We start from the raw sequence: 23,597 nt of genomic DNA, 5'->3' as shown, positions 1-23,597 counted from the left end.
CTCAGAGCACCCGGTAGGCGCGGATCAGCGTCTCCGTCACCGACGCGCCACCCGCGTCCACCGCGGTGGTGCGCAGCGAGACGAAGCCCTTGGCGGGGTTGACCACCTTGACCTCACCGGAGGGCAGGACCGGCACGGGCGACCAGGTCTTGCCGTCGTCCGTGGAGATCTCCATGGTGATCGCCTTGCCGCCGCTGACGCGGAAGCCGAACTCGCCCGGCTTCGCGCGCTCCGGGTCGAGGTCGTAGCGCACGTCCGGCAACGCCAAGGGAACGGGCTTGTCCGTCCGCCCGCTGTGGAACCGCCACACCACGCTCGATCCGGTGCCCATGTCGACACCGGGCATCGTGCGCGTGGCGTCGACCCGCAGCTCGAACGGCAGCCGCTGCGCGGGCACGTCGACGGTGGCGATACCCGGGACGTCGCTGCCACCGACCTTCTTGCCCGCCACGGTGAGCGTGGTGGTGCCCTTGTCGTGCGGTGGGCTGAAGGATCCGATGGGGCTCTGCGCGCCGGACTGCGTGAACATCGGCAGCTCGACGCGCAGCTTGTTCCCGTCGCGCGTCACGCCGTCGCGGGTCAGCTCGGGGTTGAACGGCGCCTTGAACATGTCCATCCGGTACGACCGGCCCTTCTTGAAGACGGTCGGGGCCGTCTCCTGGACGCCGTAGGGCTGGCCGTCCGTGGCCACGCCGAGCGCGCTCACGGTCAGCCACGGCAGGTCCGGCGTGTAGAACATGTCCAGCTCCGCCGGAGCCCGCAGCGGGATCTTGGAGGCGAACCAGACCCCGCCGACGTTGACCACGCCCTCGGCGGCGGTGCGCACCTGACCGGTCCCGGGGTAGTGGACCTTGGTCCTGACCCTGGCGAGGTCACGCGCGGAGTGGTGCCAGGCGACGCCGTCCGGCAGTGCCCCCGCGACCCGGTCGTGCAGGACGTACGCGGCGGGCGGGTTGGCGATGCCGCGCACGCGCACGGTCACCGGCCCGGCCTGCATCGCCTCACGCAGGAGCGTGGTCTTGTGGCCCGGCACCGAGAGCGTCGGCCCGGTCCACGCCGGGTCGGACGCGCCGTAGACGTCCTCCGCCAGCACACCCACGGCCCCCGCGGCGTACATCGCGGAGATGCGCTTGCCGATCTCGACGGTGGGCAGGCGGCCCGGTGCGAAGAGCGCGAGCGCCCCGCGCACGTCGACCTTGGCCAGCTCCTCCGGCGTGCCCTTGCCGACGTCGACGACCTTCGCGGACACGTCACCGCGGAACCCGAGCGGGTTCATGTCCCCCGGCTCCAGCTCCACGGTGCCGAACACCGCGGAGAGCACCCGGCGGTTCCAGGACGTGTTGCTGTACAAGGAAAGCCCGGCCATCGACTTGCTGGGGACGACGAACTCCTTGCCCGGCTTGGAGACCATGGACATCCCGACGAGCCCCTTGCCCGGCGGCTGCGAGAGCACGCCGACCTCGTGGCCCAGCTGGAGCGGGGTCTGCACCGCCTCGGGGTCGTCGACCCGCACGTCGACGGGCTTGGCACCGCGGCCGTCGAGCACCACCTCGGTGTCCCGGGTGACCGTGATCTCCTGGGCGAACTTCACGCGGTCGGTGAAGACGCCGTTGGGGTAGCCCGGAGGGAACTCCACGTCGATCACCTGGCCGAGCACGCGGTAGCGGCCCTCGGCGACGCCCTCGCTCATCGAGCGCAGGAAGCGGAACTGGCCGGTGTCCAGGTTCTGCACCACGACCGAGACGCGCGCCTCCGGGGTTCCCTTGTGGCTGAACGCCTTCACGGTGAGGACGTGCGTCTTCGGGCCGACCTCGGCCGCCACCGACGTGCGCAGCGAGACTCCGGGAGCCGTCGCGGTCAAACGAACTCCCGTCGGCCCGGCGCCCTTGCGGAAGTCCGCGGTGACGGTCGCCTCGGCGGAGCCCTTCGCCGGGACGACGAGTTCCTTCTTGTCCACTGCGAACAGTCCGCCCTGGGCGGGCAGGTCCAGCTTCAACGTGACGGGCTTGTCGGAATCGTTGGTGTAGCGGACTTTCCTGCTCACCGGTTCCTCGGTGCCCGCGGGCACGCTGCCCAGGGACAGCGAGGCAGGCTCGACGCGGACCTGCTGGTGGAAGCTCCGCGCGAGGTCCAGCCGCCCGACGCCCTGACCGAACACGCTCGCGCCGTTCAGCGGGGTCGCCGCGCCCATGATCGCGGCTTTGAGCTGCTCGCCCTTCCAGTCCGGGTGCCGTTGCGCGAGCACGGCGGCGGCACCCGCCACGTGCGGCGCGGCCATGGACGTTCCGGACAGCCGCGCGTGGGACTCGCTCACCGCGAACTGCGGCAGCGTCCCGGCGGCGCGCGCGGCCACGATGTCCACGCCCGGCGCGGCGATGTCCGGCTTCGCCGCGTGGTCACCCTGGCGCGGGCCCCGGCTGGAGAACGGCGCCAGCACATCGGACTTGCTGCTCGCGGCGACCGTGAGCGCGGCGTCGGCGGAGCCCGGCGACCCCACGGCCTCGTCCAGCCCGGAGTTGCCGGAGGCGACCACGAACAGGGTTCCGGTCTTCGCCGACAGCGTGTTCACCGCCTGGGAGAGCGGATCGGTGCCGTCGGTGGGCGCGCCGCCGAGGCTCATGTTGACCACGCGCGCGCCCTGGTCGGCGGCCCACTGCATGCCTTCGAGGATCGCGTCCTCCGGGCAGAAGTCCTGGCACACCTTGCCGATCAGCAGCTCCGCACCGGGCGCGATGCCCCGGAACCGCTGCCCCGTCCCGGCGATGGTCGAGGCGACGTGCGTGCCGTGCCCGTTGGTGTCGGCGACCGGCTCCTGCGGCAGGAAGCTCTTCGCCGCGCTCACCCGCCCGGCCAGGTCCGGGTGCTTCTCGTCGTAGCCGGTGTCGAGCACGGCGACCGGGACCCCGGCTCCGGTGCCGCCCGCGCGCCACACCTCGGGCGCGCCGATCAACCCGGCGCTCTGGTCCAGGGTCGGCTTCAGCCTGCGGTTGAGCCACACCTTCGCCTGGGGCGCCCGCAGCGACGGCCCGTTCAGCGCGGCCCAGAACTCCCCCGCCCGCGCCCTCGGCTGATCGACGGCGGTGATCCCGAGGCCGGGGAGGTCCCGCTTCACCGTCCCGGCAGGCGGCACGGCGCGCGCCCGCTGCGGCTGCCGGGTCACCAGCACCGGCAGCACCGGCGAGGACGCGTCGTCGAAGCCCTGGCTGATCAGCTCGGTGACGTTGAACAGGGTGTCGTCGAGCCGGTTCTCCCGCACCAGCGGCAGCGCGTCGTCCGGGTACACGTGGCGCTTCCCGCCGAGGATGACGGTGTGGAAGGCCATGTCGTCCCGGCCCGGCCCCGGCCGGACACCGACGACGTCGGCGCCGCGCACCACGACCCGGTCCCCGGTGAGCAGGGTGACCGTCTGCTCCTCCGGCGCCCCGACCGCGGTGTCCTGGGCGACCGCGTTCGGCGCGGCCAGCAACGACGCGGTCAAGGCGGCCAATGCCGTCATGGGCACCCAACGAGCCCGCATGCACGCTCCCCTCGTCCACGGGGAGCACGAAGTCCCCGTTCCGAGAAGACCTACGCGTGAGAGCCGCGCTCGCGTTGGTTCAGCTCAACAACTTCGATCCCCGATCACCGGAGCATTCGCCCTCACCCGAACACCGGGTCAGAACTTGCGGGTGGGGGTGGGGCCGGGGCGACCGGGGTGCGGCGGGCGGCGGTGTTCGTCCACCCGCTTGGTTTCGTCGCCGAGGGGGTTGCTGCCCGGGGTCTTCTGCGTGGGGGCCGCCTGGGGCGGGGTGGGCTGGGGCTTCGGCGGGGCGACGCGGGTCTTCGCCAGCTGCGACTTGTGGATCATCGTCGTGACCGGGCCGTCCTGCTTGAAACCGCCGCGGCTGAGCCAGGTGCCGACCTCGCGCTCGATGGTGCCGAGGGTGGGCCTGCGGGACGGGTCGGGCTGCAGCGCGGCCGCGAGCATCGCGCGGTGCGCGCTCTTCTCCGGCAGGTGCAGCTCCCCGCCGCCGCGCGCCGCGGCCAGCAGCGCCGACGCCGGGTCGCCCTGGTCGCCGCGCGGGGGCTGGCCGCTGAGCGCGTAGTTGATCGTGGCCGCCAGCTGCCAGGCGTCCGAGGCGGGGCTGGCGCTCTTGCCCGCGGCCACCTCGGGCGCGATGAAGTCGGGGGTGCCCAGCATGAACCCGGCCGCGGTCAGCGTGGAGTCACCGCGCTTGCGGGCGATGCCGAAGTCGATCAGGTGCGCGATGGCGTCGTCGTCGACGATCACGTTGGAGGGCTTCATGTCCCGGTGCAGCACGCCCTTGCTGTGCGCGGCGTTGAGCGCACCGGCCATGGTGACCCAGAGCCGGGCCGCCATCACGTCGTCGAGCAGCCCGTCCTGGGAGATCACCTCGCTGAGCGAGCGGCCCTCGATGTACTCCATCACGATGGCCAGCCCCTCCCCCTCGTTGACCAGGTCGTAGACCCGGACGCAGTTGGGGTGCCGGATCGAGGCGAGCGCGCGGGCCTCGCGCAGCATCCGCTCCTCGGCCTCGGCGTCGGGGGCGTGCGCCAGCTTGATCGCCACGGTGCGGCCGAGGTTGGTGTCCATGGCCAGCCACACCTTGCCGAAGCCGCCCTCGCCGAGCTGGCGGATGCGCCGGAACCGCCCGCCCGCCTGGGGCATCTCGGTCTTGCCGGAGCCCGCGACGCCCGCGGCCGCGGCCATCGCGGCGGCACCGGCGGCCATGCCCATCGAGGACGGGGCCGGGCTCGGCGGCGGGCCGCCGAGGGCGAAGGGCAGCGGGCCGGGGGTGTTGGCCAGGGCGGGGCCGCCCTGGGGCGGGCCGGACGGCTGGGCCGAGGGCTGGGCGGGGGCTGGACCGGCGGCCGCGGCGGGGTGTTGCCGGGCGGCTGGTACGGCGGCGGCTGCATGTCCACCCGGGTCGGCGGGTGCTGCTGGTTGCGCTGGACCTGCTCGACCCTGGTGGGCGCGGGGGCCTGCTGCGGCTGCGGTCGGGCTGGCTGGATGGCCCTGCGATCCACCTTGTCGGCTCCGTGTTCTGCCGGGGACTGGCGTTCTGCCAGCGCGGGGGCACGATCTTCCCGTGCCGCCTCCCTGCGGGCGCGGGCGGCGTCGGACGCGCGGTCGATGGCCCGCTGACCGGGGCCGCCGATCAGCCAGATCAGGATCGGCCCCACGATCGCCGCCAGCAGGAAACCGGCCCAGAGGAAGCCCATCGCACCCGCTTTCTCGTTCAGGGTGAGGAAGAACAGTGCGGCGAAGGAACCGGTGAAGAACCACACGGGGAACCGGGCGCCCTTGCGGAAGGCGAGCATGCCCTGGAAGAACACCGAGATCAGGATCAGCACGGGCACGCCGACCAGCGCGGGCCACGCCACCCAGCTGTGCCAGCTGGGGTTGCGGAGCACGTACTCCACCGGGTTGTTGGTCAGCAGCTGGCCCTGGGTGACCGCGTCGAAGCAGACGCCGGACTTCAGGGTGTACGCGCCCTCGACGGCGGCGCCCTGCCGCATCGAGATGAGCAGGTTCGAGGTGCCGCCCATGGCCAGCTGCGGCAGCACCCAGGTGCTCATGACCGCGATCAGCGCGAACGGGACCAGGGTCGCCACCGAGGTCCGGTTGCCGACGACCTTGCGGATCAGCGCGATGGTGGCGGCGCCGGCCGTGGGCATGAGCCCGAACAGCGCTCCGGCGGCCACCAGCGTCCACGCCCAGTCTCCAGGGCAGACGTTGAACCCGAACAAGCGGTGCAGGCCCTCCAGCACCGATTCGAGCGGCTCCACTGATCCCTCCTCGAACGTGACGGGACGCGGGTCCCCGCCCGCGCGGCCACGCTCCGCGACCACTCCACCCTATTCGTTTCCCGGACAGTCATGTCGCGCCGCCGTGAGAACCACGGTGCAGAGGTCACGAAGAACACAAGATCGTCGGTGAAGTCCTAACCAAAGGGGCCCCGTGGACCGGGCACGCGCGCGCCCGAGTCGAGCTGGTCCCACCACCAGGAGACGGTCGGCACGGCGAGAGGTTGCAGATTCGCCTCGACGGTGTCCTGGATCGAGGGGCCGCCGGGAGCCGGGCCGAAACGCCACTCGGTGGTCCCGGCGACCGCGCGGCCCACCCCGGTCAGGTACCGGCGCATCGCCGGACCGGACAGCGGCAGCAGCTGCGAGCGCAGTCGCAGGAACAACGCGAGCGCCCGGTCCCGCACGTCGACGGCGGCCTCGAACGCCTCGACGACCGACAGCGCCGGATCATCGGCCCGCAGGGCGGAGACCAGGTTGAGCGCCGGCTCCTGCGCCCGCTGGCAGGCGTGCAGATCGAGATCGGCCAGGGCCACCGTCCACGCCGCCTCGACCGCGGCGCGCGCGACGGGACCGTTCAGTTCCCACTCCGGCACCTCGGGCCCGAGCGCCAGCTCGACCTTCGCGCTCATCGCCGCCGCACCGCCGCACTGCGGGCGCAGCACCGTCCACTCGGCCAGGCCGGGCCGCCATCCGCGCTCCTCCCCCGCCCGCTCCGCCGCGAGGCCGAGCCACCACGAGCGCACGGCCTCGGTGAAACGCCGCAGCTGCAACGGCGACGCCATGCGGCGCCCCCGGCGCAGGAGATCGGACAGCGCGAGCGCGAAGGGATCTCCTCCGGGCACCGGCGCCTCGGGCGCGTCGAGCACGTGACCGAATCGGACCACTCGGTCGAGGATCTCCGCCGACCCGGCGGGCGCCGCGAGCAGCTCCGCGCGCAGCAGCGCCGCCCAGCAGGTGTAGCGCGCGACCAGCTCGGCCCGCTCGGGCAGCGCGTCCGGGAGCGTGCGCGCGGTGAAGTCCACCAGCCCGGGGTCCGCTCCGCCAAGACCGTGCCCGGCGAGCCAGCTCAGCGTGGTCTCGGCGAGCTCGGCGGCTCTCGGGTGCACGGCGGCGGCGATGGGGCGGCGCAGGCGCGAGAGCGCGAGCGAGATGGTCATGCGGGACTCCTCTTCCCTGCCGGTCTTCCATCCAACTGGGCTCGTCCCCGTGGTCAATCCCGTCACGGCCGGTTCACCCGAAGCGACGCAGTGCGACCGTCAGCTGTCCACTTTTGTCCAAAAATGAGCGGCCGTTGCCATCAATCTCATTACTTCTGTCCGCTTCGGTGGCATGGTCGACGGTCCGGACTGGTATTGAGAGCTAGGCCACATAGGCGCACGCTGCTGGAAGACCGCCGAGAGATCCCGACTACGCCGTTGTACGAAGGAGCCGATCGCATGAACGCCGATCGTTCGACCCCCGTATCCGGCCGCGCCCGCGGCCTCCGGATGGGCACCGCGCTGGCGGCGGCGACCCTGCTCACCCTGACCGGCTGCGCGAACCCCGAGGGCGGTGGCGCCGATCCCGGGGCGGGCTCCGGCGGCCAGCAGGTGACCAGGACGCAGGACGCGGGCGGCCCCGGCTGCACGCTCCAGCAGTACGGCGCGGACAAGCTGGACCTGACCAAGGCCGTCGTGGGCTTCTCCCAGTCGGAGAAGGAGGCCAACCCGTTCCGGATCGCCGAGACCGCCTCGATCACCGCGGAGGCGAAGAAGGTCGGTGCCCGGCTGATCACCACCAACGCCAATTCCGACCTGGGCAAGCAGATCTCCGACATCCAGAGCATGCTCGCCCAGGGCGCGCAGCTGCTGATCGTGGCACCGCTGAACTCCGAGGGCCTGGAACCCGCCCTGCGCGCCGCGCGGGAGAAGAAGGTCCCGGTGATCACCGTGGACCGCAAGCTGTCCTCGGCCGCGGCCTGCAAGGACTACCTGACCTTCATCGGCTCCGACTTCGTCGACCAGGGCAAGCGCGCGGGCGAGGCGATGGCGAAGGCCACCGGCGGCACCGGCAAGGTGGCGATCCTGCTGGGCTCCTCCGGCAACAACGTGACCACCGACCGCACCAGCGGCTTCAAGGACTACCTCAAGGCCAGCGCGCCCGGGCTGCAGATCGTCGCCGAGCAGACCGGTGACTTCGCCAGGGAGAAGGGCCAGCAGGTCACCGAGCAGCTGTTGCAGGCCAACCCCGGGATCACCGCGATCTACGCGCAGAACGACGAGATGGCGCTCGGCGCGGTGACCGCGGTCCGCTCCGCGGGCAAGAAACCGGGAACGGACATCAAGATCGTCTCGGTCGACGGCACCCGCAACGCGGTGGAGGGCATCATCGCGGGCGACCTGAACGCGGTGATCGAGTCCAACCCGCGCTTCGGCCCGCTGGCCTTCCAGACGGCGCAGAAGTTCTACGCGGGCGAGTCGATCGCGCCGACCGTGATCATCCAGGACAAGTCCTACGACAGCACCAACGCCAAGGCCGAGGTCGCCAACGCCTACTAGCCGCGAACCGGCGCCACGCCGGCGCACGGCCGTCTTCAAGTCCCCCGGACCCCGCTCCGAACAGTCGATGCAGGGGTTGGGGGACTTGAGGACATCCGGACCGACATCGGTTACGACAGTGAGGGGTCAGCATGTCGTCCTCGGAGGACATGTCGGAGGAGCCCACGGCACAGGTGGTGCTGGAGGCGTCGGGGATCCGTAAGTCCTTCGCGGGCGTGCACGCCCTGCGCGGGGTCGACTTCCGGCTCCGCGCGGGCGAGGTGCACGCGCTCGTCGGTGAGAACGGAGCGGGCAAGTCCACCCTGATCAAGGTGCTGACCGGGGTGTACCAGCCGGACGACGGGGAGCTGCGCTACCTCGGCGAGCCGGTGTCCTTCGCCCGGCCCGCCGCGGCGCAGGACGCGGGCATCAGCACGGTCTACCAGGAGGTCAACCTGGTGCCGTCGATGTCGGTCGCGCACAACCTGTACCTCGGCCGGGAACCGCGCTCGCGCTTCGGGCTGGTGGACTTCCGCGGGATGCGCCGCGACGCCGGGAACCTGCTGGAGGACCTCGGCATCGACGTCGACCCGCGGCGCCAGCTCGGCTCGCTCGGCCTCGGCGTGCAGCAGATGGTGGCGGTGGCGCGGGCGGTCAGCACCGACGCCCGGGTCGTCATCATGGACGAGCCGACCTCGTCGCTGGAGCCGCGCGAGGTGGAGACGCTGTTCCAGCTGGTCCGCAGGCTGCACGAACGCGATGTCGCGGTGGTCTACGTGAGCCACCGGATGGAGGAGCTGTTCCGGATCTGCGACGCCGTGACGGTCCTGCGCGACGGGCGGCTCGTCCACAGTGGACCGATGTACGAGATGACGCGGCTGGAGCTGGTCGCGACGATGCTCGGCAGGCCGCTCAACGAGGTGCGCCGCGAGGGCACGACTGCCTTCGGCGGGGACCACGAGACCGGGTCGACGGCGTTGCTGCGGGCGACCGGGCTGTCCCGGCGCGGTGTGCTCGGCGCGGTGGACCTGTCGGTGAAGCCGGGTGAGGTGCTCGGGCTCGGCGGCCTGCTCGGCTCCGGGCGCAGCGAGACGGTGAAAGGCTTGGTGGGACTGCAGTCCCTGGACGCCGGGGTGATCGAGGTGGACGGCCGGACCGTGCGCCGCGGCTCGGCGGCCTCGGCGATCAGGGCGGGCGTCGTGCTGGTGCCGGAGGACCGCAAGGCCGAGGGCATCATCCCGCACCTGTCGGTCCGGGAGAACATCGTGCTGGCCGCGCTGCCCAGGCTCTCCCGGGCCGGGATCGTCTCCCGGGCGCGGCAGGACAAGGTGGTCGCGACGTTCATGGAACGCTTGCGCATCAAGGCTTCCAGCCCGGAACAGAAGGTCAACGAGCTCTCCGGCGGCAACCAGCAGAAGGTGATGCTGGCGCGCTGGCTGGCGATGAGCCCGAAGGTGCTGCTGCTGGACGAGCCCACGCGCGGGATCGACGTCGGCGCGAAGGCGGAGGTCCAGTCCCTTGTGGACGATCTGGCCGAGCAGGGCCTCGGCATCGTGCTGGTCTCCTCCGACCTGGAGGAGCTGGTCGAGGGAGCGGATCGGATCGTGGTGCTCAAGGACGGTTCGTCGGTCGCGGTGCTGACCGGCTCCGACGTCTCCGTCGACGGGGTCATGTCGGCCATCGCCGAGGGAGGGACCGATGAGTGAGGTGACGGCGGGCATCCGGCCGGGATCGCGCGCCCATGTCGTCGGGCTGGCGCGGGACTACGGCGTCTACGTGGCGCTGGGACTGCTCGTGGTGGTCAACCTGGTGATCACGCCGAACTTCCTGTCCGTGGACAACCTGCGGACGCAGGCGGTCCAGGTGGTGCCCGTGCTCGTGGTCGCGCTGGGCATGGCGCTGGTCATCGGCACCAAGGGCGTCGACCTCTCGGTCGGTTCGGTGATGGCGCTGGCCACCGCGATGCTGCCGATGTACCTCGGCTACGGGCCGGTGGTGGCCGTGGTGATCTGCCTCGCGGTGGGCGCGGCGGCCGGGCTGCTCAACGGCTCGCTGGTGGCCTTCATCGGCGTGCAGCCGATCGTGGCCACTCTGGCGCTGCTCGTCGGCGGGCGCGGGCTGGCGCTGGTGATCTCCGGCGGCCAGCTGCGCGAGGTCCGCAACCCCGAGATCCGGGAGCTGGGCGCGGGTTCGGTGCTCGGCGTGCCGTACACGGTCCTGGTCGCCGTCGTGCTGGTGGTGCTGGTCTCGCTGCTGGTCGGCCGCACCACCTTCGGCCGCCAGCTGGTCGCGGTCGGCGGCAACCCGAAGGCGGCCGAGTTCGCCGGTCTGCCGGTGAAACGGGTGCTGCTCGGCGTGTACGTGCTCTGCGCGGTGCTCGCCGCGATCGCCGGTGTGCTGGCGACGGCGCGGCTGACCGCGAGCGATCCCTCGCGGCTGGGCGAGCTGATCGAGCTGTCCGCGATCACCGCCGTGGTGGTCGGCGGGACCCCGTTGTCCGGCGGGCGGGTCCGGGTGCTCGGCACGGTGGCGGGCGCGGTGCTGATGCAGCTGATCACCGCGACGCTGATCAAGAACGACGTGCCCGCCTCGGTGGCGCAGATGGCGCAGGCACTGATCATCGTGGCCGCGGTGCTGGTGCAGCGGGAGAGGAACGCGTCGTGACCACTTCGCAGGAGACTCGCTCCGGCACCCTGGCCGGACTGGTGCAGCGGCACGGCGCGCTCGGCGTGCTGGTGCTGCTGCTGGTGGTCGGCGGGCTGGCCTTCGACACCTTCCTCACCGCCTACAACCTCGGCAACCTCGCGGTGCAGGCGTCCTTCCTCGCGGTGATCGCGCTGGGCATGACGATGGTGATCGTCTCCGGCGGCATCGACCTGTCCGTGGGATCGGTGTACGCGCTGTCCGGGGTGCTCGCCGCGTACTCGGCGCGCTGGGGCCCGCTGGCGGCGGTGCTGGTGCCGCTCGCGGTGGCCGCGGCGATCGGTCTGCTGCAGGGCTTGTTGGTGGGCAAGGCGAAGCTCGCCCCGTTCATCGTCACGCTGGGCGGCCTGCTCTTCGCCCGCGGCCTGTTGCAGTTGCTCACCACCGAGGGCAGCGAGACCTACCTGGTGCCCCGCGAGTCGGCCTTCCTCCAGCTCGGACAGGGCAGCGTGCTCGGCGTCGGCGTGCCGGTGCTGGTCGTGGTGCTGCTGTACGTGATCGGCGGGATCGTGTTGCAGCGCACCAGGTTCGGCATGCGGCTGTTCGCCATCGGCGGCGGTGAGGACGCGGCGAACCTGATGGGCCTGCCGGTCACCTCGACCAAGGTCGGCGTGTACGTGCTGTCGGCGACGCTGGCCGGGCTCGCGGGCACGATGAACGCGGCGCAGCTGGGATCGGGCGTCACCGTGATCGGTGTCGGCCTGGAACTGAACGCGATCGCGGCGGTGGTGATCGGCGGGACGCTGCTGACCGGCGGCACGGGCAGCGTCAGCGGCACGCTCGCGGGCGTTGCGCTGCTGTTCGTCATCCAGGACCTGATCAACCAGGTCGGCGGCTTCAACTCCAACCTGCAGGCCGTGGTCAGCGGCGCCGTGCTGGTCACCGTCGTGGTCCTGCAGACGCTGCTGTCGAGAGCACGCCGCTAGCCGTTTCGGCAGAACCCGAAAGCTCCGTTCCGCCGGTTCGCGTTGGGAACACTCCCAACCAGGGTGGCCGCCTCCCCAACCAGGAGGCTCCACGTGCACGTCCGTCACCGTGCAACCGCCGGACGTCGCCCAGCGGAAACCGGCAGGGTCCGCCGCGGTGTGCCCGCTGTTGACGGCGGCGGCCGCAGCGAAGGTCTACCAGCCGTCCGACGCGAAGAAGGTCGTCGACGAGGGCATGAACGGGGGCACCGGGGAGCCGATCACCGGGCTCGGCGCCGCGGCCGCGGCGCCGAGGACCGCCTGGTCGAGGTCGTGCGCGGCGTCCTGCTCACGCTCCAGCCCGCAGACGCACCGAACGTGGCATTGGCGGAGGGCGTGTCAAGGGGGCGATGGGGTGTGCACGGTGTGAAAGCGTGAACAAGTACCGGACAAGCGACGCGGGAAAGGCTGGCGTTCCCTGCAACGTGTCCGGAGGTTCCGATGGAAGGCATCCCTTCGCTCGACCGCCGTTCCCTGTTCCGCACCATGGCCGGGGTGGGCGCGCTCGCCGCCGCCGGGCAGCTGGTCGCACCCGCGACCGCGCTCGCCGCACCCGCGGCCCCGCGCATCTACAGCTGCGCGGAATGGGGAGCCAGGGCGGTCAGCGGCATCACCACGCTGAACCACCGGCCCAACCGCATCCTCGTGCACCACATGGCGAACCCCAACAGCACCGACTACTCGCAGGCGCACGCCTTCCAGGTGGCCAGGAACTGCCAGTCGGGGCACATGGGGCAGGGCTGGGCGGACACCGGCCAGCACTTCACCATCAGCAGGGGCGGCTACATCATGGAGGGCCGCAAGGGCAGCCTGTCCACGCTGCGCGGCCGCACCCAGATGATCAAGGCGGCGCACTGCCCCGGGTTCAACGAGAACTCCATCGGCATCGAGAACGAGGGCACCTACACCAGCGCCGTCCCGACGAGCGCGCAGTGGAACGCCTTGGTGAACCTGTGCGCCTACGTCTGCCACCAGTACGGGATCTCGCCGAACAACATCAGCGGGCACCGCGACCACTTCGCGACGGCCTGCCCGGGCAACCAGTTCTACGCCAAGCTCGCCCAGCTGCGGAAGGACGTCGCGGCCAAGCTGTGACGCCGTGATCCACACAGGGGCGGCTCCATCCTGGAGGGCCACCGACCTCGGCAGCCGGGTGGCCCTCCAGGCCCGCCTTGCAAATGATGACTGATCGGTCATAAACTCGCCCGCATGACGGCGGCGCGAACGGGACCCGGTCGTCCTCGGGAGTTCGACGAGGGCGCGGTGCTCGACGCCGCGGGCGAGGCCTTCCTGCTGCACGGCTACCACGCGACGTCGCTGACCGACCTGACCACGGCGACCGGACTGCACCGCGGCAGCCTCTACGGCGCGTTCGGCGACAAGCACCGGCTGTTCCTCGCGGTGCTGCGCAGGCACAGCCGGCTCGCCGTCGACGCGCTCGAAGCGGATCTGGCGAACGCGGCGACCCCCATGGACGGCATCCACGCCCTACTGCTCCGGCAGGCCAGGAAAGCCGGGCAGCACATGGCCGAGGGCCGGGGCTGCCTGATCGCCAACTCCACGCTGGAGATGCTCCCGGGGGACGAGCGGGTCGCCGCGGTCATCGCCGGGCACCACCGCTGGCGCGAGGACCGGTTGACCGAGGTGCTGGAGCTGGCCCGCGCGCAGGGGCAGACCGGCGCCGCCCCGCCGAGGGCGTTCGCGCGCTTCGTCGGCACGGTGATCGAGGGGCTGTGGCAGCTCGGCCGCACCGCGTCGGACCCGCGGCAGCTCACCGAGGTCGCCGAGGCGGCCATGCGCGCGCTGCGGTGACCCCCTCTCTTTTTTTGCCCTAATTCATGACCGATCAGTCACTATTTGGAGGATGCGATGCTCGGGCCCGTCGGAATCTGGTCGAGGGTGTTCGTGTGGGGTTCGGCCGCGCAGGCGCGGGAGCTGGCCCAGGAAGCCGAGGAGCTGGGCTACGGCGCGCTCTGGTACGGCGAGGCCGGCACCGGCAAGGAATCGCTGAGCAACGCCACGATGCTGCTCGCCGCCACTCGGCGGATCACCGTCGCCACCGGCATCTCCAACATCTGGGCGCGTGACGCCACGGCCATGCGCGCGGGCGGTGACACGATCAGCGAGGCGTTCCCCGGGCGCTTCCTGCACGGGCTCGGCGTGAGCCACGTGTCGCAGGTGTCCGCGCGCGGCCACGACTACGGCAAGCCCGTCTCCACCATGCGCGCCTACCTCGACGCGATGGACGCCGCCGAGTACACCGCGCCCGCGCCGCAGGAGCCGACGCCGCGCGTGCTGGCCGCCTTGCGCCCCAAGATGTTGGAGCTCGCCCGCGACCGCACCGCGGGGGCGCACTCGTACTTCATGCCGCCGTCGCACTCCCGGCGCGCGCGGGCGGTCCTGGGCGACGGCCCGATCCTCGCGGCGGAGCAGCCGGTCGTGCTGGAGACCGACCCGGTGCGCGCGCGGGAGATCGCCCGGGAGCACACGGCGATCTACCTGTCGATGCCGAACTACGTGAACGCCTTGCGGTGGCTGGGTTTCGACGAGTCCGACGTGGAGGGTGCGGGCAGCGACCGGCTGGTGGACTCGATCGTCGCGTGGGGCGACGTGGACGCGATCAGCGCCCGGGTGCGCGAACACCGCGACGCGGGTGCCACTCACGTCGCGGTGCAGGCCCTGGGCTCGTTCAGTTCGGTGCCGGGACAGCTCCGGGAACTCGCTCCGGCACTTCTCGGCGAGTAGCCACGAAGGCCACCGCGATCACGAAGATCAGCAGATAGGCGTTGCGGGTCAACGGTTCCAACCACGTCGGAGCTTCGACGAGGAACAGACCGGTGTCGGGCGGACCCGCCTCGCCCGGCTTCAAAGCCTTGCCGAACCAGGAGAAACCGAGCAGGTACACGGCGGCGAGCGTGCCCCACGCGAGCTTGTCCCGGTACCGCAGCCCGAGCACGCACAGGTACACCGACAGCGGCACGAACCACACCCAGTGGTGGCACCACGAGAACGGCGACACCATGGCGCCGGTCAGGCCGCACATCGTGACGCCGAGCAGTTCGTTGCCGCGCTTGGTGACCCACACGGCGAGGCCGAGCCCGACGAGGCCGCACACACCGGCGACGAGCAGCCAGGGCAGCGCCGGGGGCTCGTTGGTGCCGAAGAACCGGGCGATCATGCCGCGCGCGGACTGGTTGCTCGGCCAGATCGTCGGGCCGATGCGGCCGGAGGTGAAGAAGGTGCCGGTCCAGTACTTCAGCGCGTCGCCGGGGATGAGCAGGAAGCCGAGCCCGATGGTGCCGAGGAAGGTCGCGGTGGCCACACCCGCCGCGCGGAAGCGGCCGGTGAGCAGGAGGTAGACGATGAAGATGGCGGGGGTGAGCTTGATGCCCGCGGCGATGCCGACGCCGACCCCCTGCCACTTCGAGCCGGCCCGGTTGGTCAGGTCCCACAACAGGATGACCATGAGCAGCAGGTTGATCTGGCCGAGCCAGACGGTGGTGCGCACCGCCTCCAGCCAGAACAGCGGACCGGTCAGCAGGACGCCGAGGAACACCAGGTTCCGGCTGGCGTCGTACCCGAGCCGGCGGAAGGCGATCCAGATCGCGCCGAACAGCAGCGCCAGGTTCGCCAGCAGCGACAGCGTCTTGAGCAGCCACAGCGGCAGGAACGCCAGCGGGGTGAACACCAGCGCGGCGAACGGCGTGTAGGTGAACTCCAGCGCGTGCAGCACCGGCTTCTCGTACAACGGCCGCCCGCTGAGCACGAAGTCCCCGCCCGCGGCGTACACCTGCACGTCGATCATGATCAGGTGGCCCGGCCAGATCGCGGCGGTGACGGCGTAGGCGGCGAGCGCGGCCAGCAGCACCAGCGGCGCGGCCGGCCGCAGCCACCTCGGCAGCCGCAGTTCCCGGGCGTCGCCCGGCTGCGCCGACGGGGGCGCGACCAGAGAAGACATGATTCCTACACTAAACGGCGCTAGGCCAACCGGCGTACGCGGTGTGAGGTCCCCCCGCATCGAAGCTTTCGACGTGCGGGGGGCCTCGGAACCGGTTCTAGGCGGTGCGCACCAGGAACGGCGGCACGGTGTTGCCGCGCAGCGCCTCGGCGTCGATGGTCTCCGGGCGGTAGCCGCAGGACGGCAGCGCCTCGACCATTTTCCCGGTCGGGTCGGCGACGGAGTCGGCGCGGCCGAACAGGTAAGCCCACTCGTGCTCGTCGGAGCCGTAGTACGCCACCGTGTCGAACACCTCGCCGAAGCGCTGCCAGGAGCGGATCAGGGTGGTGTTGCGCCACATCGTCTGGCAGCCCGCCTGGCAGATCACCACACCGCCCGGGGCGAGCACCGAACGCGCCATGCGCAGGAACTCCGCCTCGTAGAGCCGGTTGTGCTGGGCGAACTCCTCGCGCTCGTCCGGCAGGTCGACCAGCACGATGTCGTACTTCTCGCCCGCGGCGACGGCGTCCACCAGGAACTGCCAGCCGTCGGTCAGGTGCAGCTTGATCGGGCCGTCGCCGGCGACGGCGGCATCGACCTCCTCCGGCGTGTAGCCGTAGGGCAGGTGCCGGGCGCACGCGCGCACGCACTCCTCGTCGATGTCCACGTGGTCGACCCGGGTGGCGCCCGCGGCCACGGCCATGTGGCAGACCACGCCCTCGCTGGAGCCGACCACCAGCACGCGGTCGACCTTGTCCGCCAGCAGCAGGCCGGGGACCATCAGCGCCTCGTGGTAGGTCAGCTGGCTGAACTCGGTGCTCTGCCGGTCGTCGTCGCAGAACAGCGACACGCCCTGGGCGGTCTTGCCGATGACCACGTGCTGGAAGGCGGTGCGGCCCTCCCAGATCACGTCGTCCAGCCGCCACTGCCGGACCATGCCCTCGGCAAGCGGCTCGGTGATCCAGCGGCCCTCGCTGGTGATGGTGCTCAACTCGTCTCCCAACCGCGGTGAATGGTCTTGGTCTGAACGGTGGCCGCGCCGAGCGCCTCGGCGAGCAGCCGCACGGCGAGCTCGGGCCGGGCCCGGTCGCCGCAGGTGAACACGTCGACGAACAGCGCCCCGATCTCGGGGTAGGTGTGGATCGACGCGTGCGATTCCGACAGCAGCGCGAGCACGGTCACGCCCTGGGGCTCGAACTGCTTCGACGAGACGTCGCAGACGGTCGCACCGGCCTGGTCGAGCACGTGCTCCAGGGTTCGGCGCAGGAAGAGCTCGTCGTCGAGCAGCGACGCGTCGATCCCCGCGAACTCGGCGAGGACGTGCTGCCCGGTGAACAGACCCACGACTGGGGCTTGCGTCTGCACCGGCCCTGAGGCAGTGGACACCTACTCAACCTCCCTGAACTCTCCCAGCGGACTCCGGCTGGAGCTAGATCTGCTTCGCCCCGATGACATGTGTCGTCAGGGGCGGGAAACCGTTGAAGGACACCGAGGAATAGCTCGCCGTGTAGGCGCCGGTGCACGGGATGTCGACATGGTCGCCCGCGGCGAGCGCGAGCGGCAAGCGATATGCGGTGCGCTGGTAGAGCACGTCGTCGCCGTCGCAGGTCGGCCCCGCGATGACCACGGGCCCGTCCGGTCCGCCGTCGTGCGCGGTGCGCAGCCGGTAGGCGATGGCCTCGCCCTCGCACTCGGCCATCCCGTTGTACCTGCCGACGTCGAGGTAGACCCAGCGGTGGGTGTCCTCGACGGACTTCCTGGACACCAGGACCACTTCGGAGCGGATCATCCCGGCGTCGCCGACGAGGGCGCGGCCCGGCTCGATGATCAGCTCGGGGCGGGCGGCGCCGAAGTGCCGCTCCAGCGCGCGCTCCACGGCCGCGGCGTACTCGGTCAGGGCGGGCACCGCTTCGGTGTAGGTCGAGGGGAAACCGCCGCCGAGGTTCACCAGGCCGACCGGCACGCCCGCCGCGGCGACCTGCGCGGCGCGGGCGATGCCCAGCTCCCACGCGCTCGGGTCGACGTGCTGGGAGCCGACGTGGAAGGACACGCCGCGCACGTCCAGGCCGCGCTCCCCCGCCTCGCGGAGCAGTTCGACCGCCATCTCGGGGGCGCAGCCGAACTTCTTGCCGAAGGGCGTGCGCGCGCCGTCAGCCTCGACCAGCACGCGGCAGAACACCGAGGCGCCCGGCGCGTGCTCGGCGAGGTGCGCGACGTCCTGGGCGCTGTCGAGCACGAAGAGCCGGACCCCGCGCGCGTGCGCGTAGGCGATGTCGGCCGCCTTCTTGATGGTGTTGCCGTAGGAGATCGTCTCCGGCGCCGCGCCCTGGGCGAGGCACAGGTCGATCTCGCCGGTGCTGGCGACGTCGAAGCAGGCGCCGAGGCCGACGAGCAGCCGGACCACCTCGGGGTGCGGGTTCGCCTTGACGGCGTAGAAGATCCGCGCGTCCGGCAGGGCCGCGCGCAGTCTCCGGTAGTTCTGCCCGACCACGTCGAGGTCGAGGACCAGGCAGGGGGTCGACGGGCGGTGGGTGTCCAGGAAATGCCTGATGCGGGCACTGGGGTCGTTCGTCGTCTCCGCAGCTACCGCGGTGGCAAGGCTCTCGGACATTCCGCTTGTCGATCTCCCGTCACTCATCGCACCGGACGGGCGCGCCGCCGGAGAACTCTAGGTCATGGTGCGCCCGGGGACCGAGTCGCGGTGCCTCGCAGACGAGGTGATCTGTCCCACGGGGTGTTCGCCTGAGTCATCGCCGCGAGCCCCGTGTTGGTTAGCCGCCGGGAGGTAGATCACCAGCCGCTGGTCCTCGGTGCCCGGCAGGGCGAGGTTCTCGTAGGCCAGCCGCAGCTCACCGCGCTCCGGGTGGCGCCACAGCTCCGTCCCGGTTCACGCCGGGAGGACCCCGGCCGCGGCGTAGCGGCGGCCGAACTCCGCGCCCGCGGTGACCGACAGCTCGTCGGCGAGGGCGGCGGCGTGGAAACCGGCCAGGTCCGCGGCCGCGCGCAGTGCCGCGGCGTGCGAGTCGGCCACGCGGTCCCACTGCGGGAAGCACGCCCGCGCCCTGGGGTCGGTGAACACGAACCGCGCCAGGTTCGGGTGCTCGGCGTCGAGCAGCCCGACCGCTCCGGCCAGCTCTCCGAAGCCGCCGCTCCACGCCAGCAGATCCCCCTGCGCATCGGCGACGAACGCCAGCTCCAGCTCGTCCAGCAGGGCGCGCACCGTGGGGCGCACCGACCGGTCCGGCGGGGTGTGCTGCGTGCACGTGGCCCCGTCCGCGATCTTGGCAAGGCGGTGCAGGTGCACGCGCTCGTCCGGCGCGAGGCGCAGCGCGTCGGCGAGCGCTCCGAGCACCTGCGCGGACGGCCTGCGGTCGCTGCCGCGCTCCAGGCGGGTCAGGTACTCCACGCTGATGCTGGCTCGCGCGGCCAGTTCCGAGCGGCGCAACCCCGGGGTGCGGCGCGGGCCCGGGTCGGTTTCGGCGGGCGCCGTCGCCTCCCGCCTCGCACGCAGGAACGTCCCCAACGCGTTGTCCGCCACGACCCGAGTCTAGGAGTCCTCGCCCGCCGTCCCGGCCCCGGTGGAACCCGCGAATGCCGCTTTTGGTGCGTTGGATGCACGGAATGAGTCATTCGGTGCGTTCAAGTACCTCAATGACTCATTCGGCGCGTTGGACATGGTGACCGATGGTACCGGTGAGCGCCGCGCACGGCGCCGACTAGCCAATCGAGCACCACTCCCGGTTCGCCGTCCTGTAGATCACCGCTTTGGCCACGGACAGACAGTCGCCCCGGCTGCCGCCACAGCAGGCGCCGGGGCGATCTATTGTCCAACACCACGTTGCCGCGCTTTCTAGTCTTGCACTTCCGCGATCATCACACGGTCGGGCTCGATTCGCTGCAGTCGCTGGTATTTCTCGTCGATCAGAGTCACGGTGAACAAGAACCTGGTGTCCAGCGCGTCGTCCGGGTTGAGCCAGTTGAATTCCCTCATGAAATCTTCCAGCGTGGACCGAAGCAGCTCAGCAGCGGAGCTGTACTGGCCAGGCTGCGCGAAGAGGTAGTGACTGGGGAGCCCCAGCACGTAGAGTTCCAGGTACCTGCCAACGCAACGGATAGTAAACCTCGCAGTGACCGGGACAGGATGCACACCAGCGCTCTTGCGGAGCAAGCCGAGCATGTACGCCGCCAAAGTCGGTAAATCGTCCATATGTCGGGTGTGGCTGGCCATCTTGCCATACACCCGGTTAGAGCAGCCCTGACTGGACATGGTTTTCCCTTTCAAGCAGAAGAGCCCAAGCGGAGGCGGTCCCGGGATACGGTAAAAATACTTGCCCCGCACCGGCTTGCCCACCTGGAAAGCGGTGCCCTTAGGCAATCCGAGTACTTATACAGGGCCAATGCCTGCCTGTCCGGCCATCCGGATGAAATATGACGCTCCGCCCTTCGGGGCAAGAACCAAGTGAAGCACGGCCACTACCCGGGCCGGATCGCTGAACTGCCCGTGAACACGGCTCGCCTACTGTGGCGCGCGTCGCGGACGCCCGGGCCGCCCACTTTCCCACCTCTCAGGGTCGCCTCGGGTACAGCAACGCCCCACCCTCCCCCGCTCGGGCGGATGCTGGAAGGGTGGGGCGTTGCCTCATCTTTGTGGGGTTGTCACGTCCTTTCGAGGTCGATGCTGCGCAGCGCGACTGCTATCCGGGTCAGGGAGTGGTCTTCGAGCCTGGGGAGGGCGGCGCACCCGGCCCGGATGAACTCGTGCGGGTCGGTGGCCGCGTCCTGGGTGCTGCACAGGTCTTCGCGGGCACAGTCCACCGTTGGCGCCAACCTGGTGAGGACGGCGGGGGTGGGTGTCGCGTGGCCCCTTTCCTGGGCGCTGCCGACCGCGCGGGCGTGCCCCGGACCAGTGTGGCCGAGGATGACGACGGGACGCAGCGGTGCACGGAAGCCATCCGCGTTCTTCACGAGCGCCCGGAGGTGCCCAAGTGAGTGCAGGAGAGCGGCAGTAGGGCCGTGATGCCGTTGTGTGAAGCCAAATACGGCGACGTCTGGTCCACCGTGCCGTATCCGATGGGCACGATCATCGGGGAGGTCCATCTCCGGAAGACGCGCTACGGGATCGGCTGGTCCATCGTGGACTTCCGCGACTGCACCACCGTGCGTTCAAGTACCCCAATGCCTCATTCAGTGCGTACGCGGCCGTGGGGGTCCCTGAGAGGGCCTCCCTGGGCGGAGTGCGGGGACGCAGGGTGTGGGCATGCGTTATCGACTGTTCGGCCGGACTGGCCTGCGCGTGTCCGAGCTCGTCCTCGGCACGATGACCTTCGACGATCCCGGCCAGGCCCGGCGCACGATCGACGCGTTCGCGGACGCGGGCGGCAACTTCCTGGACACGGCCTCGGCGTACGGGGAGAGCGAGAGCCTGCTCGGCGAAGCGGTCGAGCAACGCGACCGGTTCGTCATCGGGACGAAGTACACGTTGTCGCGGGACGCGGCCGACCCGAACGGCGCGGGAAGCCAGCGCAAGAACCTCCGGCTGTCCCTCGAACGGAGTCTGCGGCGGCTGCGCACGGACTACATCGACGTGTACTGGGTGCACATCTGGGACCGCCACACGCCGTTGGAGGAGACCATGCGCGCGCTGGACGACGCGGTGCGCGCGGGGAGGATCCTCCACGTCGGGATTTCCGACGCACCCGCTTGGGTGGTGAGTCGGGCGAACACGCTCGCGGAGTGGCGCGGCTGGACCCCGTTCGCCGGTCTTCAAGTTCCCTACAGCCTCGTGCGGCGGGACGTCGAACGGGAACTGCTGCCGATGGCGGAGGCACTCGGGCTGAGCGTCACCGCGTGGGCTCCGCTCGCCGCGGGCCTGCTGTCCGGAGGTGCGTCGCGCCGCGTCGACCCGGCCAAGCTGTCTCCGCGCGAGCGGGCCGCGGCCGACGCCGTCCGCTCGGCAGCCGCCGAGGTGGGTGCCACCCCGTCCCAGGTGGCGCTCGCCTGGATCAGGCAGAAGTCCCCGGCGGTGCTGCCCCTCGTCGGCGCTCGCAACGCGGAGCAGATCGCGGAGAACGTCGTCAGCATCACCCTGCCGGACGAGGTGATGCGGCGGCTGGACGACGCGGCGGAGTTCGAACGCGGCTTCCCCGCCGACTTCATCGCGGAGTGCGAGACGAGCCCCTTCGTCTTCGGTGACACCGCGACGAAGCTCGACGCGGGCCGCTAGACCCAGTCCCCGGTGTCGCCGAACACCTTCAGCGCCCGCTTGAGGAGGTTGTCCTTCTCGGCCTGCTTGGGTTGCGCACCCATCCAGGAGAAGTTCGTGCCCGAGCGATCACCGCGCTTGCCCTTCATGAAGGCGGCGGAGAACAGGAAGGCGTACTCGGGACGGGCCGCTTCCCTCGGGTCCGCCCTGATCGCGTCGACGGCGGTCTGGCAGCGGTCTGCGGCCGCGGTGTCGCCCTCGGCGCGGTACTGCTCGGCCGCGCGTTCGAGGACGGCGAGCGTCTGGAGGTAGTTGCCCCGGCCGGTGACCTGGACGGCACCGCGCCCCCGGAAGGCCCAGCTCCTGTCGTCCGGGTTGATCTCCTGCCGCACCGACCTGGTCTTCGGGTACATCCCCTCGAAGTAGGCCGTGTCGGTGCCGAGCCCGGTGGGGTCGTCCGCGAAGGTCTGGGTCGTGAACTGCGCCTCGGTGAACCTGCTGAGCGACCACGACTCGATCAGGGTGTTCGCCACGAACACCGCCCTGGCCTCGATCGTGTCGATCCGGAGCAGCTCGAACGCCTCGTTCATCCTGTCGAGGTAGCCGAGGACCTTCGTGGTCACGTCGGCCTCGCTCATCGACTTCGGCGCGTTGCCGACCGCCTTCTGCTTCCCCTGCGGGTCGATCCGGGTGAGCTGGTGCTCGGTCACCGGCGGGGGCTTGTCCGGGACGTGCACGCTGCCCTCGTCGACCCAGCCGAGGGGCTTCTTGGGATTCGCCAAGGTGCGCAAGGGAAGGTGGCCCATCTCCGGCGGGCCGACGAGCACCTTGCGCCCTGGCGGCAGGAGGTACCTGAGCCTGCCGTCGGGCCCCGGCGCCGACAGCACCGCCGCGGCGGACACGACGATCATGCCGAGCCTGGTGCCCGCGTGCTTGCGCTCCGCGGTCGGTTCGCTGGACGGGGTCAGCGGATCGATCCCGTTCTTCACCGCCTGGTAGTTGCCGGGTTCCTTGCCCCCGTAGGCCGAGCCCCATGACGGCGAGGCGACCTGGCGTGCCACAACGGGTTCCTGTGCCGCGACATGACCGCACGCGGCGCCCCGAGCCACCGCGTCGGCCTGGTGCTCGCCTGCGTGGTGCTCGGCGCCGATCTTCAGATCCGCGGGAGGGCGGGCGCCGCGCTGCTGGATCACGTGCGTCAGTTCGTGCGCCAGCAGGCGGTCCCCGTCCGCTGAGCCGGGGCGGTACCGGCCAGCGGCGAACGCGATGTGGTTGCCCACGGTGTAGGCGTTCGCCCCCACGGCTCCGGCGGACTCCGCCGCCTGCCGGTCGGTGTGCACGCGAACCTGGCTGAAGTCCTTGCCCAGCCTGGACTCCATCACCTGCCGAGCCGACTCCTCCAGCGGTGCGCCCGCTGTCCGCAGCACGTCGTGGACGATCCGCGGAGCCCTCGTCACGTGTTC

The 23,597-nt window shown here is 71.0% G+C and carries 21 protein-coding genes and 1 pseudogene; 11 read left to right on the top strand and 11 right to left on the bottom strand.

The annotated features are described in order from the left end of the window. Nucleotide 1: 1 nt before the first annotated feature. Nucleotides 2–3,517: a S8 family serine peptidase gene (locus BLT28_RS00565; RefSeq protein ID WP_156051354.1), complete on the bottom strand. Its 3,516-nt coding sequence runs from the start codon at nt 3,515–3,517 to the stop codon at nt 2–4. A 138-nt stretch (nt 3,518–3,655) separates the two neighbouring features. Further along, nucleotides 3,656–4,732, bottom strand: a complete 1,077-nt coding sequence (locus BLT28_RS39590) for a serine/threonine-protein kinase (RefSeq protein WP_231950573.1) — start codon at nt 4,730–4,732, stop codon at nt 3,656–3,658. Nucleotides 4,733–4,935: 203 nt separating this feature from the next. Here BLT28_RS39590 and BLT28_RS39585 point away from each other — a divergent pair, with 203 nt between their 5' ends. Next, the gene (locus tag BLT28_RS39585; RefSeq protein ID WP_157376041.1) at nt 4,936–5,793 is read left to right on the top strand and encodes a hypothetical protein; all 858 of its coding nucleotides are present in this window, start codon (nt 4,936–4,938) and stop codon (nt 5,791–5,793) included. Between the two features lie 152 nt (nt 5,794–5,945). Here BLT28_RS39585 and BLT28_RS00555 read toward each other — a convergent pair whose 3' ends face one another. Next, nucleotides 5,946–6,968: a terpene synthase family protein gene (locus BLT28_RS00555; protein WP_030431847.1), complete on the bottom strand. Its 1,023-nt coding sequence runs from the start codon at nt 6,966–6,968 to the stop codon at nt 5,946–5,948. Nucleotides 6,969–7,247: 279 nt separating this feature from the next. Here BLT28_RS00555 and BLT28_RS00550 point away from each other — a divergent pair, with 279 nt between their 5' ends. The 8 genes from BLT28_RS00550 to BLT28_RS00515 all read left to right on the top strand — a co-directional run bounded on the left by BLT28_RS00550 (nt 7,248) and on the right by BLT28_RS00515 (nt 14,740). Then, a complete protein-coding gene (locus tag BLT28_RS00550) occupies nt 7,248–8,348 on the top strand; it encodes an ABC transporter substrate-binding protein (RefSeq protein WP_030431848.1) in 1,101 nt (366 codons plus the stop codon). Between the two features lie 131 nt (nt 8,349–8,479). Next, nucleotides 8,480–10,033 (top strand): sugar ABC transporter ATP-binding protein, encoded by a 1,554-nt coding sequence (locus BLT28_RS00545; RefSeq protein ID WP_030431849.1) that lies wholly within the window; start codon nt 8,480–8,482, stop codon nt 10,031–10,033. After that, nucleotides 10,026–10,991 carry an ABC transporter permease gene (locus BLT28_RS00540; RefSeq protein WP_030431850.1) on the top strand — a complete coding sequence of 322 codons (966 nt, stop codon included), beginning with the start codon at nt 10,026–10,028 and terminating at the stop codon, nt 10,989–10,991. The genes BLT28_RS00545 and BLT28_RS00540 overlap by 8 nt, the downstream gene beginning before the upstream one ends. Then, nucleotides 10,988–11,956, top strand: coding sequence for an ABC transporter permease (locus tag BLT28_RS00535; protein ID WP_052407799.1), 969 nt, complete (start codon nt 10,988–10,990; stop codon nt 11,954–11,956). Before BLT28_RS00540 ends, BLT28_RS00535 begins: the two co-directional genes overlap by 4 nt. Nucleotides 11,957–12,113: 157 nt before the next feature. Further along, nucleotides 12,114–12,365 (top strand): hypothetical protein, encoded by a 252-nt coding sequence (locus tag BLT28_RS00530; protein WP_030431852.1) that lies wholly within the window; start codon nt 12,114–12,116, stop codon nt 12,363–12,365. Nucleotides 12,366–12,436: 71 nt separating this feature from the next. After that, nucleotides 12,437–13,090 carry a peptidoglycan recognition protein family protein gene (locus BLT28_RS00525; RefSeq protein WP_030431853.1) on the top strand — a complete coding sequence of 218 codons (654 nt, stop codon included), beginning with the start codon at nt 12,437–12,439 and terminating at the stop codon, nt 13,088–13,090. Between the two features lie 114 nt (nt 13,091–13,204). Beyond that, nucleotides 13,205–13,807 carry a TetR/AcrR family transcriptional regulator gene (locus tag BLT28_RS00520; protein WP_030431854.1) on the top strand — a complete coding sequence of 201 codons (603 nt, stop codon included), beginning with the start codon at nt 13,205–13,207 and terminating at the stop codon, nt 13,805–13,807. Nucleotides 13,808–13,864: 57 nt separating this feature from the next. Next, a complete protein-coding gene (locus BLT28_RS00515) occupies nt 13,865–14,740 on the top strand; it encodes a TIGR03620 family F420-dependent LLM class oxidoreductase (protein ID WP_030431855.1) in 876 nt (291 codons plus the stop codon). Here BLT28_RS00515 and BLT28_RS00510 read toward each other — a convergent pair. The 7 genes and pseudogenes from BLT28_RS00510 to BLT28_RS39580 all read right to left on the bottom strand — a co-directional run bounded on the left by BLT28_RS00510 (nt 14,685) and on the right by BLT28_RS39580 (nt 20,747). Further along, nucleotides 14,685–15,953 carry a glycosyltransferase 87 family protein gene (locus BLT28_RS00510; RefSeq protein ID WP_052407800.1) on the bottom strand — a complete coding sequence of 423 codons (1,269 nt, stop codon included), beginning with the start codon at nt 15,951–15,953 and terminating at the stop codon, nt 14,685–14,687. The two genes, BLT28_RS00515 and BLT28_RS00510, sit on opposite strands and share 56 nt — an antisense overlap. A gap of 97 nt (nt 15,954–16,050) precedes the next feature. Continuing rightward, nucleotides 16,051–16,869: a spermidine synthase gene (locus tag BLT28_RS00505; RefSeq protein ID WP_052407836.1), complete on the bottom strand. Its 819-nt coding sequence runs from the start codon at nt 16,867–16,869 to the stop codon at nt 16,051–16,053. 50 nt (nt 16,870–16,919) lie between these two features. Further along, complete coding sequence (speD, locus tag BLT28_RS00500; protein ID WP_030431858.1) at nt 16,920–17,297, bottom strand: adenosylmethionine decarboxylase; 378 nt, start codon at nt 17,295–17,297, stop codon at nt 16,920–16,922. Between the two features lie 64 nt (nt 17,298–17,361). Next, nucleotides 17,362–18,543 carry a type III PLP-dependent enzyme gene (locus BLT28_RS00495; protein ID WP_231950572.1) on the bottom strand — a complete coding sequence of 394 codons (1,182 nt, stop codon included), beginning with the start codon at nt 18,541–18,543 and terminating at the stop codon, nt 17,362–17,364. A 57-nt stretch (nt 18,544–18,600) separates the two neighbouring features. Further along, nucleotides 18,601–19,470: pseudogene (locus BLT28_RS00490) on the bottom strand (helix-turn-helix domain-containing protein). A 312-nt stretch (nt 19,471–19,782) separates the two neighbouring features. Next, nucleotides 19,783–20,283: a hypothetical protein gene (locus BLT28_RS00485; protein WP_156051356.1), complete on the bottom strand. Its 501-nt coding sequence runs from the start codon at nt 20,281–20,283 to the stop codon at nt 19,783–19,785. Nucleotides 20,284–20,588: 305 nt separating this feature from the next. Further along, nucleotides 20,589–20,747 (bottom strand): hypothetical protein, encoded by a 159-nt coding sequence (locus BLT28_RS39580; protein ID WP_157376039.1) that lies wholly within the window; start codon nt 20,745–20,747, stop codon nt 20,589–20,591. Nucleotides 20,748–20,789: 42 nt separating this feature from the next. Between BLT28_RS39580 and BLT28_RS42365 the strand changes: the two genes are divergently transcribed. Further along, the gene (locus BLT28_RS42365) at nt 20,790–20,921 is read left to right on the top strand and encodes a hypothetical protein (RefSeq protein ID WP_269459622.1); all 132 of its coding nucleotides are present in this window, start codon (nt 20,790–20,792) and stop codon (nt 20,919–20,921) included. Nucleotides 20,922–21,189: 268 nt separating this feature from the next. Next, complete coding sequence (locus tag BLT28_RS00480; RefSeq protein WP_030431861.1) at nt 21,190–22,155, top strand: aldo/keto reductase; 966 nt, start codon at nt 21,190–21,192, stop codon at nt 22,153–22,155. Here the strand turns inward: BLT28_RS00480 and BLT28_RS00475 are convergent. Next, nucleotides 22,152–23,591, bottom strand: coding sequence for an eCIS core domain-containing protein (locus tag BLT28_RS00475; RefSeq protein WP_197683943.1), 1,440 nt, complete (start codon nt 23,589–23,591; stop codon nt 22,152–22,154). The two genes, BLT28_RS00480 and BLT28_RS00475, sit on opposite strands and share 4 nt — an antisense overlap. Nucleotides 23,592–23,597 lie beyond the last annotated feature (6 nt).

This window comes from Allokutzneria albata, from assembly GCF_900103775.1.
Classification (GTDB): Bacteria; Actinomycetota; Actinomycetes; order Mycobacteriales; family Pseudonocardiaceae; genus Allokutzneria; species Allokutzneria albata.
The sequence above is the reverse complement of the archived record's forward strand: the minus strand, read 5'-3'. Positions and strand labels throughout refer to the sequence as shown.

Bases quoted from the DNA above. Each gene is read 5' to 3' on its own strand.
- BLT28_RS00565 (WP_156051354.1), bottom strand. From the start codon at position 3,517: ATGCGGGCTCGTTGGGTGCCCATGACGGCATTGGCCGCCTTGACCGCG.
- BLT28_RS39590 (WP_231950573.1), bottom strand. From the start codon at position 4,732: ATGGCCGCCGGTGCCGCCGCGATGGCCGCGGCCGCGGGCGTCGCGGGC.
- BLT28_RS00555 (WP_030431847.1), bottom strand. From the start codon at position 6,968: ATGACCATCTCGCTCGCGCTCTCGCGCCTGCGCCGCCCCATCGCCGCC.
- BLT28_RS00550 (WP_030431848.1), top strand. From the start codon at position 7,248: ATGAACGCCGATCGTTCGACCCCCGTATCCGGCCGCGCCCGCGGCCTC.
- BLT28_RS00545 (WP_030431849.1), top strand. From the start codon at position 8,480: ATGTCGTCCTCGGAGGACATGTCGGAGGAGCCCACGGCACAGGTGGTG.
- BLT28_RS00540 (WP_030431850.1), top strand. From the start codon at position 10,026: ATGAGTGAGGTGACGGCGGGCATCCGGCCGGGATCGCGCGCCCATGTC.
- BLT28_RS00525 (WP_030431853.1), top strand. From the start codon at position 12,437: ATGGAAGGCATCCCTTCGCTCGACCGCCGTTCCCTGTTCCGCACCATG.
- BLT28_RS00520 (WP_030431854.1), top strand. From the start codon at position 13,205: ATGACGGCGGCGCGAACGGGACCCGGTCGTCCTCGGGAGTTCGACGAG.
- BLT28_RS00515 (WP_030431855.1), top strand. From the start codon at position 13,865: ATGCTCGGGCCCGTCGGAATCTGGTCGAGGGTGTTCGTGTGGGGTTCG.
- BLT28_RS00510 (WP_052407800.1), bottom strand. From the start codon at position 15,953: ATGTCTTCTCTGGTCGCGCCCCCGTCGGCGCAGCCGGGCGACGCCCGG.
- BLT28_RS00505 (WP_052407836.1), bottom strand. From the start codon at position 16,869: ATGGTCCGGCAGTGGCGGCTGGACGACGTGATCTGGGAGGGCCGCACC.
- BLT28_RS00495 (WP_231950572.1), bottom strand. From the start codon at position 18,543: ATGTCCGAGAGCCTTGCCACCGCGGTAGCTGCGGAGACGACGAACGAC.
- BLT28_RS00480 (WP_030431861.1), top strand. From the start codon at position 21,190: ATGCGTTATCGACTGTTCGGCCGGACTGGCCTGCGCGTGTCCGAGCTC.